Below are 14,998 nucleotides of genomic sequence, written 5' to 3' on the forward strand. Positions count from 1 at the left end.
CATAGCTTTACAAAGCCATACCGGAGTTTCTTTATATTTTTCCTACTGACCGTTTATCCCAGGAATGAAATCAGCACACCCGCCGCAACAGCCGAGCCGATTACGCCGGAGATATTACTGGACATACAGTAATTCAGCACATGGTTTTTCGGGTCATACTTCGTTGCTATTTCATTGCAGACACGGCTTGCCATGGGTACGGCACTCAGGCCGGTAGCACCAATCAGCGGATTGATCTTCTTCTTGCTGAATAGGTTGAACAGCTTCACAAAGAAAATACCTCCCGTAATGGACAATGCAAATGCCAGGAAACCACCAATCACAATACCGATAGTCGTCCAATTCAGGAATGCCTCACTGGTCATCGTGGCGCCAACGCTCAATCCTAAGAAGATGGTAGCTGCATTCATGATACTATTAGCAGCAGCATCAAACAAGCGGCTTGTATCCGAACCGATTTCCTTAATCAAGTTACCGAACATCAACATACCAATCAAAGGTACTGCTGTGGGCACAAATAAAGCAACAATCGTAGTCACTGCAATCGGGAAGATAATCTTCAATACACGCAGATTCTTAATCTCGGTTTTCGAAGGATACAGCTTCTCCTGCTCCTTCATGTTAATCATCAATTCCTTCTTGGTACAGAACAGCTTCACCACCATCGGAATGATGACCGGTACCAGCGCCATATAAGAATAAGCAGCAATGGCAATCGGTCCCAACAGATGGGGAGCCAGCTTGATGGTAGTAAAGATAGCCGTAGGACCATCGGCACCACCGATAATGCCCAACGCACCTGCTTCCTGCGGAGTGAACCCTATCATCACAGCACAAAGCAGTACGGTGAAAATACCTAACTGCGCAGCCGCACCGAATATGGAGAGACGCAAGTTACGGAGCATCGGACCGAAGTCTGTCAGCGCACCCACACCCATAAAGATAACAGGCGGCAGAAAGCCGGTCTTAATCAGCATATAATAAATGAAGTTCATCAGTCCGAGGTCGTGCGCAATCTCGTGCAACGGCATCTCCCAAATATTCTTCATCACCCCGCCTACCATGACCATTCCGTTTTCATCTGCCTGAATCACCCCCATCTCGCCGCCGGGAAAGTTGGCAATGAGCACACCGAAAGCGATGGGTACCAACAACAATGGTTCATAGTGTTTCTTGATACCTAAATAAAGCAGGATGAAAGCGATGGCATACATCACGAGGAACGACGGATCAGCAATGATGTTACTGAAGGCCGTCATATCATAGAGTTTTGCAAATATATCTTCCATTATCCTATCTTCATTAATACATCATCTTCAGAAACAGAGTCACCCGGATTGACACAGATGGCAACAACCGTTCCATCAAAGTCTGCGCGGATGGCATTGTATGTCTTCATAGCTTCGATATAGCAGAGGAGGTCGCCACTCTTCACCTTGTCACCCACTTTCAACGGGGTTTCCTGCGCATTCTTTGTCAGGAAGAACTTGCCTTCGAGCGGAGCCGGAACGTCCTGACCTTCGCCTACGGGGGGAGCTGTCACCTTTTCGGTGGCCGAAGCGGGCAGGTCGATGTCACCGTATGCCACCGTCACGCGGTAAGCCTGGCCGTCCACCTGCACGGTGAGCGTCTTGGGTTTGGCATCGTCCAGCGGAGACTTGTCACGTTCGGCACGGCGTTTCTCTACGTCTTCCAGGAAGTCTTGTTTTGCCTTGCCACTCTTGTAAGCCTCGTATTGAGCCGGGTGCATGGCGTACTCGAAGAGCTCTTCATCGTCCTCGCCCAATTCCCATTTGTTCTCCTTCATCAGCTTGCGGTACTTGTCCAGAGCATCGGGATAGTTGTCCTGCGGATTGCCGGTGAAGAACTTGCGTCCTTCGCGCTCGGCCTTCTCTATGATTTCGGGAGCCAGCTGACCCGGCAGCTTACCTGCCTTGCCCAACAGCATATCCCAAATGTCATCGGCAATCATACCCCAGCGTTCCTTGCCTTTCTCCATAGCAATGACGTTCATCATGGAAAGGTTCTTGACGTACTGGCTGAACGGAGTCACCAACGGGGGATAACCCACGCGCGGCCAAACATATGCCACTTCGTTGAACAACTTGATGAGCAGTTCATCCTGCTTCATGAAGGGCAGGTTGCGTTTTGCCTTGTATTTGTTGATGGACTCCAGATTGGATTCCAAGTCTGCCATCAGACTGCCCATCATGCCACCCGGCAGTCCGGGACCAATCAGCAGGGAGTTCATCAGGCGGTTGCGCGGGCTGATGTACAAGCCAAGGAAGTCGTCCATAAACTCCTGGATGAGTGCGCGTACCTTCATATATGCCTCCATATTGACTTCGGGCACCTGGAAGCCTGCATCCTTCAGCATGGCCTGCACACTGAGCAAGTCGGCATGTCCCGTACCCCAGGAAAGCGGCTCCATGCCTACGTCGATATAGTCGCAACCCGCTTCGCACACTTCAAGAATACTTGCCATATTGAAACCGGGACCCGCATGACTATGATACTGGATAGGAATATCGGGATGCGCCGCCTTGATATTGGCCACAATCTTGCCCAAAGAAACCGGACGTCCGATACCTGCCATATCCTTGATGCAGATTTCGTCGGCACCTGCCTTGATAAGCTTCAGTGCCATCTCCGTGTAGTATTCTACGGTATGGATGGGTGAATGGGTGATGCAGAGCGAGCATTGGGAAATCATTCCGGCATCGTGTGCATAGCCAATAGAAGGGATGATATTGCGGGTATCGTTCAGACCGCAGAAGGTACGTGTGATGTCCGTACCCTGCGCTTTCTTTACCTTATAGAACAGCTTGCGCACATCGGCGGGCACGGGACTCATGCGGAGGCCATTCAGGGCACGGTCCAACATGTGAGTCTGGATACCGGCTTCATGGAACGGCTTCGTCCACTCGCGCACGGCTTTATTCGGATTCTCCCCAAACAGCAGATTTACTTGTTCAAAACCTCCGCCATTGGTTTCCACGCGCGCAAAACAACCCATCTCAATGATGGCGGGAGCTACTTTCACCAGTTGGTCAACACGGGGTACATATTTTCCGGCACTCTGCCACATGTCCCTGAATACCAAACTGAACTTAATTTCCTTTTTCATACTAAATTATTCGGTGTGTTTTTATATAAGATTATTATTTCAGATTTTTTCTACCTTAGCAACTTTACCCTTACCTTGTGTCACTACTGTTACGGCTGCACTGATAGCTGCCAGAATATTACCGGGGACAGGTGCGGGACCATTTGCCGCAGCTTTAGCCGGTGTCACCTCTTCGGGCGCATATTTATTCACCAATGCAATAAGAGCTTTTCCTAAGTTAATAACAATCAGCAGGATAGCGAAGACTGTTGCCATACCTACCACCATCAGCAGAAGTGCTGTATTCAAGTTTTCCATATTATAAATTATTAGTTATTCAGCCGAATTTACGAAAAATCGCTCGAAATTAGCGATAATCCATTAAAGAAAGGCAGAGAAGAATGATAAAAGATGCTAAAAAGTAAAGCTTCCCGCACAACCAATGAGGCGGTACAGGAAACTTTTAGCATAAAACGGTGTCAGTCATCAATTGCTTTCAAGGAAGGAGAATCAGCCCAACGGATTCTCACCCTGGTCGCCGTCGTTGCCGCCGGGAGTAGTACCGGTGGAGGTAGAAGTCTTACCCCACTCTTTCCAAACAATCTTTGTATTCACCATGCTGCGGGTAGTCACCTGATTGCCACTATTACGCTCCACTTCGGGCAGGAAACGGACACGTACTCCGTTTATCAGCGAAGCGCTTACCTCCTCAGCCGTCGGCACCCCTCTTTTGGTAGAGGTAGCAGTATAGTAGAAAGTGCCTATACCGTCTATCTTCACAGTACGTCCCTGCCCCATGAAATTGCTCAATACACGCCCCAAGTTCTCCATCACCGCATACGTGTCACCACGGGTCACGGTAGAAATGAAAGACAGTTCATCTGCCACTTCACGGGTAGTAACCGCCTTGCCCCAGGTTACTGATTGAGGATACCACAAATCGTTTACTTTTTTTTGAACTCTTTTAAAAAATGCCATAATCGTAATGTTTTAAATGATTAATAATAGGTATATTCTGTTTCTCTTGTCTCACCCGAGAAACAGAAGTTTTCATCGTGAGGCCTCAACGATTCAGCCGTCTGCTTTTCTCAAATTCGATGTTGCAAAGTTAGGGTGGGAAACAAGGGAAAACAAGAAAATGGCATCTACAACCGATTTTCACAAATCACTCAAAAACAAAGGATTACAAAAACCATATCTCTACAAGAAGAAGGGGGGAAATAAAGCTTAAATAAGAGGAATAAGGTGATAATCTCTACAAGCGACACACGCAAACCCCTGATAATGAAGCCACCTGTATCTTCCTATCTCTACAAGGTAATTGTTATAAGTTATTCTTTGCAATATGACATCATTTATGAGTTTATGCCAGTGAAAAGAAAGAATAAACACATAGAGAGAATGTGCCTCTCTACGTGTTTGGCTGATTTTACTTTGTTACCGCATTATACAAATCCTGATAGGTTTTCACCACACTATACACCAAAGTTCTATCGGCAGGTTTCGAGCAGGCTGTCAGCCCCAGAAGGAGAATCAGCAGGAGAAAAAGGAAGGTATGTTTCATCTTGAAATTTTGTGTTTATAATAAGTAAGGTGTAAAATCGGTAAGGAACGAGCTTACTTCAACAGTTTTCATAATCAATGCATATTAATCGTTGCAGAAACAAAGGTAACACTTTCTTCCCACAATAAATAAAGAGGTACAAAGTTTTTCATTACTTTGTACCTCCTCTTTTTCTTCGACTTGCATCATTTATAGCCGTGAGTCAGCAAAAATCGTATAGCTTAGAACTCGCTCGTAAAGTGGAACTTGATATGCTTGAAGTCCATCTGCGCCATCTGCAACACATATCCGCTGTCCGCCAGGAACACATCCCTACCCTCGCGGTCTTTCGCCATGTACTGGTATTTGCGCTTCTTGAAGGCTTCCAGTTCAGCCGCATCATCGCTCTCAATCCAGCAGGCTTTATACAGACTGAGCGGCTCCCAACGGCACTTCGCACTGTATTCGTTCTCCAGACGATACTGGATGACCTCGAACTGCAACTGCCCCACCGTACCGATAATCTTACGCCCGTTGAACTGGTTGACGAACAACTGCGCCACACCTTCGTCCATCAACTGGTCGATACCCTTGGCAAGCTGTTTCTGCTTCATCGGGTCGGCATTCTCAATGTACTTGAACATCTCCGGAGAGAAACTCGGAAGTCCCTTGAAGTGAAGCGCCTCGCCTTCGGTCAGCGTATCGCCAATCTTGAACGTACCGTTATCCGGCAGGCCGATAATATCTCCCGCCCAAGCCTCATCGACAGTTGTCTTGCGCTGCGCCATGAACTGCGTAGGCGACGAGAAACGCATCGTCTTGCCATGACGTACATGCAAGTACGGGGCATTGCGTACAAACTTCCCGGAGCAGATTTTGCAGAAAGCGATACATGAACGGTGATTCGGGTCGATATTGGCGGTTATCTTAAAGATGAATCCGGTAAATTTAGGCTCTTCCGGCTCCACCTCACGCTCTTCCGCCTTCACGGGACGGGGACTGGGAGCAATCTCCACAAAGCAATCCAACAGTTCCTGCACACCGAAATTATTCAGTGCCGAACCGAAGAATACGGGAGCAAGCTCTCCTTTCAAGTATTCCTCCTTATCGAATTCGGGGTAAACACCGTCTATCAGTTCCAATTCTCCACGCAGCTTATCGGCCAGCTGGGCACCAATCCGGTTGTCCAATTCCTCGGTATGGATGTCCACTTCCACCTTCTCCGTCACTACCTGCTTGCTGGGCTGGTAGAGGTTGAGGTTATGCTCGTAGATATTGTAGACACCCTTGAAACGGACACCGCTCTCGATAGGCCACGTCAAGGGACGCACGTGGATGTGCAGTTCCTCCTCCAGCTCGTCCAACAGGTCGAACGGGTCTTTGGCTTCACGGTCCATCTTGTTGATGAAGATAATCACCGGCGTATTACGCATACGGCAGACCTCCATCAGCTTGCGTGTCTGCGTTTCCACACCTTTCGCACCGTCCACCACGATGATAACACTGTCCACAGCCGTCAGCGTGCGGTAGGTATCTTCAGCAAAGTCCTGGTGACCCGGAGTATCAAGGATGTTGACCTTGTAGTCATGGTAGTCGAACTCCATTACAGAAGTGGTAACGGAAATACCACGCTGTTTTTCAATATCCATCCAGTCCGACGTTGCCGTCTTCTTTATCTTATTGCTCTTTACGGCACCCGCCACCTGGATTTGTCCACCAAAAAGCAACAGCTTCTCGGTCAATGATGTCTTACCGGCATCCGGATGCGCAATAATCGCAAACGTTCTCCGTCTCTCTATTTCGTTGTTATTGGCCATATATCAATTAGTCAGTAATAATCACTCTTCCAAATTCTTCATGCAGACGGCAAGGCTCGCCTCCCAATGGGGTATATCGATGCCGAATGTCTTCTTTATCTTTGTCTTGTCCAACACGGAATAATGCGGACGCGGCGCCTTGGCAGGAAACTCATCCGTATGCAGCGGGCTTACCTTGCAGGTCTTTATGCCGGCCAGGCGATGGATAGCCAACGTGAAATCATACCACGAGCACACACCCTCGTTGCTGAAATGATAGATACCGGGAACAATCCCCCGGTTGACAGCCGCAAAAATGGCACGTGCCAAATCATTGGCATATGTCGGTGTGCCTATCTGGTCGAAGACAACCCCCAGCGTCTCTCGCTCACGTCCCAGACGAAGCATCGTCTTCACAAAATTATTCCCGTAAATGGAATAGAGCCATGCTGTACGGATAATCATGGCACGGCTGCAATGCTTCATCACCGCCTGCTCACCTGCCAGTTTAGTAGAGCCATATACCGAATTGGGGCAAGTGTCCGCCTCTTCCGTATAGGGAGTGTGTCCGGTTCCGTCGAAAACATAATCGGTGGACACTTGTATCAAGGCAGCACCGCAAGCTTCGGCAGCAGCAGCCAGATAGCCAGGAGCGACATGATTCAGCTTGTCGCAAAGTTCCTGATTGTCCTCTGCCTTGTCCACCGCCGTATAAGCAGCGCAATTCACAATCACATCTATCCGGTTACCCTTCACAAACCTGTGCACAGCTTGTTCGTCGCAAATGTCCAATTCCTGCACGTCAGTGAAAAAATAAGCATGTTGTCCGTTTTCTTTCGACAACACTCGCATTTCATTGCCAAGTTGACCGTTGGCACCGGTTATCAGAATATTCATTTAATAAAGTTACACTTATATATAGAATGTTACGATGAACAATATTTTCCTTCATAATTATCAATCATCCACTATCAATTATCCATCAACTCCAGTTCTCCCCGCTTCTCCTTGTCATAATAGTTGGCAAGCAACGAGATGAAACCACTGATGGCCTCCATAGCCTTTGCCGTGCCCTGACTGATTTCCTTCTTCTGCAAGCGCAACAGCAGCACTCCATAAAGCGCCTCGAAACAAGTGTCTACCTCAGACTCCTCTTTCCGGCCGTTCTTCTGACGCAGTTCCACGATAAAAGGCAGTGCCTTGAAATAAGCCGCATTATAGAACGGATATTTCGTAGAAGCCAGCAATTCGCCATGCAGCTCCGTCAGATTCAGAATGACATTACGGTTGATTTGCAGATGCCCTTTTTCCATTACGCCTTCCGCACGCATCATACCTGCCAGATTTCCATACCATTCTTCCAGCGCAGGCCGTTCCTCCTCCGGATAGCGCAAAATGATGTTCTGGCGTATCCGGTCTATGTCACAGCCGTTGGCACGGAGCAAATCCTCCACCTGCCACATATATATAAGGTATTCGGCTATATTCTTCTCTTTCAGTTGTTGCGCAATCTTCACGATAAAATGTATGAATTATGATTTTTCACCTTCCCACTTTCACCTTTCCACTCAATACAGTGATTCACCCATCAGCGTAAACACCAATCCCACCACAGACACCACAATGACAATGCTCCCGATAATACGGTTCAGCATCCAGATGCCACGCAAGTTGAATTGTGTACGGACTTTATTGACAAAAAAGGTAATGCCAAACCACCATGCCAAAGCGCCCAATGCGATGGCCAAGTATCCGGTAACGGCCTCGAATACCAGCACTCCCTCACTTACAAAAGCGAAGCGGGCGAAAAGGCCTACAAAAAGGAATATAATCAGAGGATTGGAAAGCGTGACGGCAAACGCCGTTATGAAGTTATGAAAATAGGAACCCTTGTTGATGGATACCGGACGGATGGACTGTACCGGATTGCTGCGGAACGTATAAACGCCAAACGCCAACAGAAGAATGCTTCCGAAAAGTTGCAGGTAAAAGATGTTCTTGTTGACATAATCAAAAACGAAACTCATCCCGTAGCCCGTCAGCAAAGCATATGCAATATCGCTTAGCGAAGCTCCTATCCCCGTTACGAAACCATACCACCGTCCTTTATTCAAAGTACGCTGAATACACAATACTCCTACAGGACCCAATGGCGCGGACACAATGACGCCGATAATGAACCCCTTCCACAATATGTCAAATATGGTCTCTATCTGAATCATGGCTGCAAATATCGGACTTTTTTATGAGACGAACGAATAGTGTTAACGTTTTTTCGACGGAAAAGGATTTTAAGAAGTAAAGATTATCCATTTTACATATTATTCCGTATATTTACCTCCGAACTTAACAATACCCCCTTATGAAACGAATAAAAAAAACTCTAACACTCGTTTCCATGGCCGTCTTACTACTGACGGCATGCGAAGCCCCCAAGGAACTCGGTGTGGTTCCATATCCGCAGTATGCCCAAACAACGTCAAAAACAGTCGAACTGCCATCTACGGTAACCTTCTCGACCAATCTGGCGAAATCCGACATGAATGACCTGCTGGCCTATCTGCCGGACTTTGCCATCCCCATGAAGCTTGTCGACAAGAACCCTTTTGTAACGATAGAAATAACGGACGCAACGGATAATCCAATCGCTGCCGAAGGCTACAACCTGACAGTCAGCAAACAAGGTGTAAACATTCAGGCCTCCTCCGCAGCAGGTGCCTTCTATGGACTGCAAACCCTGGCACAACTTGCCCGTAACGGGAAGGAACTGCCAGTCACGACCATCAAGGACGAACCCAGATTCCCCTATCGTGGGCTGCACCTGGATGTTTCAAGACACTTCTTTAACACGGACTATGTCAAGAAACAAATAGACCTGGTAGCCACCTACAAAATCAACCGCCTGCATTGGCATCTGACCGACGGCGCCGGATGGCGGCTGGAGATTCCGGGCTATCCTCGCCTGACAGAATTCGCAGCCTGGAGAAAAGCCGCCAATCTGCAGGATTGGGGGAAATATGACCACCACTTCTGCGAGAAGGATGAAGAAGGAGCCTATGGAGGCTACTATACGGAAGCGGATGTACGTGAGGTTCTGGAATATGCCCGCTTGAGGCATGTCACCGTTATCCCCGAAATAGAAATGCCGGGACACTCGGGAGAAGTACTGGCAGCCTATCCACAGCTGTCCTGTACCGGCAAGCCTTATACATCCGGTGAAGTCTGTATCGGAAACGAAGAGACCTTCAAGTTCTTCGAAGATGTGCTGGATGAAGTGATACGGCTGTTCCCTTCCCGGTATATCCATATTGGAGGTGATGAAGCCAGCAGACGCCACTGGAAGGCATGCCCCAAATGCCAGAAGCGCATGAAGGAAGAAGGGCTCAAAGATGAAAGTGAGCTGCAAAGCTATATGATAGCCCGCATAGAGAAGTACCTCAACGACAAAGGGCGTGAAATCATCGGCTGGGACGAGATACTGGATGGAGGCCTGGCCCCCAACGCAACCGTCATGTCGTGGCGGGGTACGGAGGGTGGCATTGCCGCCGCCCGCATGGGGCATTACGCCATCATGACACCGGAGAGCCACTGCTATCTGGACCATTACCAGGATGACCCTGAGACACAGCCTCTGGCGTTTGGCGCCTGCGTCCCCATCGGACAGACCTACTCCTACGACCCGGCTCCCGATTCATTAGGAACAGATATCTGCAAATATATATTAGGTGTGCAAGGCAATGTGTGGGCAGAATATCTGCCCACCTACGAGCATGCCGAATACATGATATATCCGCGTATCATCGCCCTGGCAGAAGTAGGCTGGACTCCCGTAAAGAACAAGCATCCGGAAAGTTTCAAGAGACGTATCAACAACGAAATACGCCATATCAAGGCAAAAGGCTACAACCCGTTCACCCTGTCCGAACTAGTGCAGACCAGCCAGACCGTTGACTATGCCAAGAAGAGAATCATGCTCTCCCTCACCTCCGAAAAATATCCGATTGACATCCGCTATACAACAGACGGCTCCGAACCGACCGCATCTTCCAAATTATACAAAAAGCCATTTGCCGTAAAAGATTCGATATTGCTGACAGCCCGTCTTTTCGACGGAAATAAGCCACTCGGCAAAAGCCTCGAGCTGCGCACCGACTACCACAAAGGCATAGGCAAAAAGATAACCTATGCGCCGGATGGCGGATACTACCAGAACAAAGATGTGTATAAAGGCGGTGGCGATACCGGACTACTTGACGGACTACGTGGCGGTAAAAGCTATATGGACGGACGTTGGCAGGGATTCTGCCCCAATGATTTGGATGCTACCATCGACTTGGGCGAAGTGACCGCTATACACCGGGTCATGGCCAACTTCATGCAAATCCGTACCCCACAGGTTTTTCTTCCAGCCAAAGTAGAAGTGTGGGCATCAGTGGACGGCAAAGAATTCACCCTGCTGGGCAGTGATACTTGCAGCGAGGAGGAGGCCGGAAAAGACGTGATTTTCAGAGATTTCGGCTGGACCGGCACCCCTACTGAAGCACGGTATGTACGTTTCCACGCCATACAAGGGAAGAAGCAATTCTTATTTACGGATGAAATCGTCATACAATAATACGCATCCGGCTTTATAAAACAGAACAAAAAAACGCATGCAATTTTACTTGCATGCGTTTTTTGTTTTCTTTTTTTCTCCTCCCCACCGATTTTGCGTATCTTTGTCCCCAAGAAGAAAAGATGAAGATACTCAAAAAAGTAACTTCAATCGTAAAATCGTAAATCGTAAAATCGTAAATATAACTATGATTCTTTTTTTCAGAACCCCATCCAAGAGCGTGATTGCCGTAGAATGTAATCATGAACTCCCCCAGGCAGACAGCGACAAACTCTGCTGGCTTTTTGGAGAAGCCACCCCCGAAAGTGAAGACAACCTGAAAGGACATTTCGTCGGCCCGCGCCGTGAGATGATTACTCCTTGGAGTACAAACGCCGTAGAAATCACCCAGAATATGGGGCTGGACGGCATCATACGCATCGAAGAGTACTTCCCCGTAAAAGATGAGAACGCAGACCACGACCCGATGCTGCAACGTATGTACAAGGGGCTGGACCAGAATGTATTTACAACCAACCGGCAGCCGGAACCGATTGTACACATCGAAGACCTGGAGGCATACAATGAAAAGGAAGGTCTGGCACTTTCCAAAGAGGAAATGGATTACCTCAAGAAGGTAGAGAAAGACCTCGGGCGCCCTCTGACAGACTCCGAAGTATTCGGCTTCGCGCAAATCAACTCCGAGCACTGCCGTCACAAAATCTTCGGCGGAACATTCATCATCGATGGAGTGGAACAGGAATCTTCACTCTTCCAAATGATAAAGAAGACCACACAAGAGAATCCCAACAAGATTATCTCTGCCTACAAAGACAATGTGGCCTTTGCCGAAGGTCCGGTTATCGAACAGTTTGCTCCGGCAGACCACTCCAAGCCCGACTATTTCCAAGTAAAAGACATCAAGAGTGTCATCTCCCTGAAAGCGGAAACACATAACTTTCCCACAACAGTAGAACCGTTCAACGGTGCGTCTACCGGTACGGGCGGTGAGATTCGCGACCGTATGGGCGGCGGTAAGGGCTCTTGGCCGATTGCCGGAACAGCCGTTTACATGACCTCCTACCCCCGTACGGAAGAAGGACGTCCCTGGGAAGAGATTCTGCCGGTACGCAAATGGCTGTATCAAACTCCCGAACAAATACTAATCAAAGCCTCCAATGGTGCCAGTGATTTCGGGAACAAATTCGGCCAACCGCTAATCTGCGGTTCCGTGCTCACTTTCGAACATAAGGAAAAAGATGAAGTCTATGGTTACGACAAAGTGATTATGCTTGCCGGAGGCGTAGGCTACGGTACCCAGCGTGACTGTTTGAAAGGTACACCGGAAGCCGGCAACAAAGTGGTTGTCATCGGTGGAGACAATTATCGCATCGGTTTGGGCGGCGGCTCCGTATCTTCCGTAGATACCGGACGCTACAGCAGTGGCATCGAGCTGAATGCTGTACAACGCGCCAACGCCGAAATGCAGAAACGCGCCTACAACGTGGTACGCGCACTTTGTGAGGAAGAGACCAATCCGGTGGTTTCCATCCACGACCACGGCTCTGCCGGACATGTAAACTGTCTGTCCGAATTGGTAGAGGAATGCGGCGGTTTAATTGACATGAGCAAGTTGCCCATCGGTGACACGACTCTGTCTGCCAAGGAAATCATTGCCAACGAAAGCCAGGAACGCATGGGCTTGCTGATTCAGGAAGAGGCCATCGAACATGTACGCAAGGTAGCCGAACGTGAGCGTGCCCCGATGTACGTAGTCGGTGAAACGACCGGCGACCATCGCTTTGCCTTCCAGCAAGCTGACGGTGTACGTCCGTTCGACCTCGCCGTAGAACAGATGTTCGGCTCTTCCCCCAAGACCTATATGGTGGACAAGACCGTGGAACGTCACTACGAAATGCCCCAATACGAAGTTTCCCAACTACACGAATACCTCACCAATGTGCTCCAACTGGAAGCTGTGGCTTGTAAAGACTGGTTAACAAACAAGGTGGACCGTTCTGTAACAGGCAAGATTGCCCGCCAACAGTGCCAGGGTGAATTGCAGTTGCCTCTGAGCGATTGTGGTGTGGTAGCTTTGGACTATCGCGGCGAAAAGGGTATCGCAACCTCTCTGGGCCATGCTCCCCAGGCGGCACTTGCCGACCCGGCAGCCGGCTCCGTTCTTTCCGTCAGCGAAGCATTGACCAACTTGGTTTGGGCACCGCTTGCCGAAGGTCTGGACAGCGTTTCCCTTTCTGCCAACTGGATGTGGCCTTGCCGTTCGCAAGAAGGTGAAGATGCCCGTCTGTACACGGCAGTAAAGGCCTTGAGTGACTTCTGCTGTTCCCTGCAAATCAATGTACCGACCGGTAAAGACTCTCTTTCCATGACACAGAAATACCCCGACGGCAGCAAAGTAATTTCTCCGGGCACGGTAATTGTTTCTGCCGGTGGAGAAGTTTCCGACGTCAAGAAAGTCGTATCTCCGGTGCTGGTTAACAATGAAAAGACTACCATTTATCATATAGACTTCAGTTTCGACAACCTGAAACTCGGCGGTTCTGCCTTTGCTCAGACCCTGGGCAAGGTAGGTGACGAAGTTCCCAGCGTGCAGGATGCCGAATACTTCCGCGATGCTTTCCTTGCCGTGCAGGAACTGGTCAACAAGGGACTGATTCTTGCCGGACATGATATTTCCGCCGGTGGTCTTATCACTACACTGCTTGAAATGTGCTTTGCCAATGTGGAAGGCGGTATGGAAATCAACCTGGATAAAATCAAGGAGCAAGACCTTATCAAGATTCTGTTTGCGGAGAACCCGGGTATCGTTATCCAGGTGAGCGACAAGCACAAGGAAGCTGTAAAGCAAATCCTGGAAGATGCAGGCGTAGGTTACGTGAAGCTCGGCAAACCGACAGACGAACGCCATATTCTTGTATCAAAAGGCGATGCTACTTATCAGTTTGGCATCGACTATATGCGTGATGTATGGTACTCTACTTCTTATCTCCTTGACCGTAAGCAGTCCATGAACGGCTGTGCCAAGAAGCGTTTCGAGAACTACAAGATGCAACCGGTGGAATTCGCCTTCATGCCGGACTTCAAAGGCAAGTTCTCACAATACGGCATCGACCCGGACCGCCGCACACCTTCCGGTATCCGCGCCGCCATCATCCGTGAAAAAGGAACCAACGGCGAACGCGAAATGGCCTACTCACTCTATCTGGCAGGCTTCGATGTGAAGGACGTTACCATGACCGACCTTATCAGCGGTCGCGAAACGTTGGAAGATGTAAACATGATTGTTTACTGCGGTGGTTTCTCCAACTCCGACGTTCTTGGTTCTGCTAAGGGTTGGGCAGGTGCTTTCCTCTTCAATCCGAAAGCAAAAGAAGCGCTCGACAAATATTATGCACGCGAGGATACGCTTTCACTGGGTGTCTGCAACGGCTGCCAGCTCATGATGGAACTTAATCTTATCAATCCCGAGCACAAGAAAAACGGCAAGATGCTTCATAACGACTCACACAAGTTTGAATCCAGATTCCTCGGTGTTACTGTCCCCACCAACCGCAGCGTAATGCTCGGCTCACTGAGTGGAAGCAAACTGGGTATCTGGGTAGCTCACGGTGAAGGAAAATTCTCCTTGCCATACGACGAGGACAAATACAACGTCGTGCTGAAATACTCATACGACGAATACCCTTCCAACCCCAACGGCTCAGATTATTCCATAGCCGGATTGGCAAGTGCCGACGGACGTCATCTGGCCATGATGCCCCACTTGGAACGTGCCATCTTCCCCTGGCAGAACGGTTGCTACCCCGCAGACCGCGTAAACAGCGACCAAATCACTCCTTGGGTAGAAGCATTTGTCAATGCACGCAAGTGGGTGGAAGCCAATAAAAAATGAACTGAACTTCCTTTTTTATAGAAATGTAACAAGCGCGGGTTATGAA

Annotated in this window: 11 protein-coding genes; 2 read left to right on the forward strand and 9 right to left on the reverse strand. The window is 49.0% G+C overall.

Annotated features, from left to right (window positions below):
• Positions 1 to 53: 53 nt before the first annotated feature.
• The 9 genes from DW947_RS04155 to DW947_RS04195 all read right to left on the reverse strand — a co-directional run bounded on the left by DW947_RS04155 (position 54) and on the right by DW947_RS04195 (position 8,667).
• On the reverse strand, positions 54 to 1,289 hold the full coding sequence (locus DW947_RS04155) for a sodium ion-translocating decarboxylase subunit beta (protein ID WP_005826328.1): 1,236 nt from the start codon (positions 1,287 to 1,289) through the stop codon (positions 54 to 56).
• A complete protein-coding gene (locus tag DW947_RS04160; RefSeq protein ID WP_005826327.1) occupies positions 1,289 to 3,127 on the reverse strand; it encodes a biotin/lipoyl-containing protein in 1,839 nt (612 codons plus the stop codon). The genes DW947_RS04155 and DW947_RS04160 overlap by 1 nt, the downstream gene beginning before the upstream one ends.
• A 39-nt stretch (positions 3,128 to 3,166) precedes the next feature.
• A complete protein-coding gene (locus DW947_RS04165; RefSeq protein ID WP_005826326.1) occupies positions 3,167 to 3,424 on the reverse strand; it encodes an OadG family protein in 258 nt (85 codons plus the stop codon).
• 192 nt (positions 3,425 to 3,616) lie between these two features.
• Positions 3,617 to 4,084: an HU family DNA-binding protein gene (locus tag DW947_RS04170; RefSeq protein WP_117963499.1), complete on the reverse strand. Its 468-nt coding sequence runs from the start codon at positions 4,082 to 4,084 to the stop codon at positions 3,617 to 3,619.
• A 451-nt stretch (positions 4,085 to 4,535) separates the two neighbouring features.
• The gene (locus DW947_RS21975) at positions 4,536 to 4,670 is read right to left on the reverse strand and encodes a hypothetical protein (RefSeq protein WP_005826323.1); all 135 of its coding nucleotides are present in this window, start codon (positions 4,668 to 4,670) and stop codon (positions 4,536 to 4,538) included.
• Positions 4,671 to 4,891: 221 nt separating this feature from the next.
• Positions 4,892 to 6,466 carry a peptide chain release factor 3 gene (locus DW947_RS04180; RefSeq protein ID WP_117963501.1) on the reverse strand — a complete coding sequence of 525 codons (1,575 nt, stop codon included), beginning with the start codon at positions 6,464 to 6,466 and terminating at the stop codon, positions 4,892 to 4,894.
• A gap of 21 nt (positions 6,467 to 6,487) precedes the next feature.
• Entirely contained in the window at positions 6,488 to 7,342 is an 855-nt protein-coding gene (rfbD, locus tag DW947_RS04185; protein WP_044468347.1) for a dTDP-4-dehydrorhamnose reductase, read from the reverse strand.
• A gap of 74 nt (positions 7,343 to 7,416) precedes the next feature.
• Positions 7,417 to 7,962 carry a DUF4924 family protein gene (locus DW947_RS04190; protein ID WP_057089248.1) on the reverse strand — a complete coding sequence of 182 codons (546 nt, stop codon included), beginning with the start codon at positions 7,960 to 7,962 and terminating at the stop codon, positions 7,417 to 7,419.
• Between the two features lie 51 nt (positions 7,963 to 8,013).
• A complete protein-coding gene (locus DW947_RS04195) occupies positions 8,014 to 8,667 on the reverse strand; it encodes a LysE family translocator (protein WP_005826316.1) in 654 nt (217 codons plus the stop codon).
• A 140-nt stretch (positions 8,668 to 8,807) separates the two neighbouring features.
• Here DW947_RS04195 and DW947_RS04200 point away from each other — a divergent pair, with 140 nt between their 5' ends.
• Both DW947_RS04200 and purL read left to right on the forward strand, forming a co-directional pair.
• Entirely contained in the window at positions 8,808 to 11,060 is a 2,253-nt protein-coding gene (locus DW947_RS04200) for a family 20 glycosylhydrolase (protein ID WP_117963502.1), read from the forward strand.
• Positions 11,061 to 11,247: 187 nt separating this feature from the next.
• Entirely contained in the window at positions 11,248 to 14,952 is a 3,705-nt protein-coding gene (purL, locus tag DW947_RS04210; protein WP_057256360.1) for a phosphoribosylformylglycinamidine synthase, read from the forward strand.
• The last annotated feature ends 46 nt before the right edge of the window (positions 14,953 to 14,998 follow it).

Origin of the sequence: Bacteroides sp. AM44-19 (assembly GCF_003603395.1) — a bacterium.
Taxonomy (GTDB): Bacteria; Bacteroidota; Bacteroidia; order Bacteroidales; family Bacteroidaceae; genus Bacteroides; species Bacteroides uniformis.

Bases quoted from the DNA above. Each gene is read 5' to 3' on its own strand.
- DW947_RS04160 (WP_005826327.1), bottom strand. From the start codon at position 3,127: ATGAAAAAGGAAATTAAGTTCAGTTTGGTATTCAGGGACATGTGGCAG.
- DW947_RS04155 (WP_005826328.1), bottom strand. From the start codon at position 1,289: ATGGAAGATATATTTGCAAAACTCTATGATATGACGGCCTTCAGTAAC.
- DW947_RS04200 (WP_117963502.1), top strand. From the start codon at position 8,808: ATGAAACGAATAAAAAAAACTCTAACACTCGTTTCCATGGCCGTCTTA.
- purL (WP_057256360.1), top strand. From the start codon at position 11,248: ATGATTCTTTTTTTCAGAACCCCATCCAAGAGCGTGATTGCCGTAGAA.
- rfbD (WP_044468347.1), bottom strand. From the start codon at position 7,342: ATGAATATTCTGATAACCGGTGCCAACGGTCAACTTGGCAATGAAATG.
- DW947_RS04195 (WP_005826316.1), bottom strand. From the start codon at position 8,667: ATGATTCAGATAGAGACCATATTTGACATATTGTGGAAGGGGTTCATT.
- DW947_RS04165 (WP_005826326.1), bottom strand. From the start codon at position 3,424: ATGGAAAACTTGAATACAGCACTTCTGCTGATGGTGGTAGGTATGGCA.
- DW947_RS04170 (WP_117963499.1), bottom strand. From the start codon at position 4,084: ATGGCATTTTTTAAAAGAGTTCAAAAAAAAGTAAACGATTTGTGGTAT.
- DW947_RS21975 (WP_005826323.1), bottom strand. From the start codon at position 4,670: ATGAAACATACCTTCCTTTTTCTCCTGCTGATTCTCCTTCTGGGGCTG.
- DW947_RS04180 (WP_117963501.1), bottom strand. From the start codon at position 6,466: ATGGCCAATAACAACGAAATAGAGAGACGGAGAACGTTTGCGATTATT.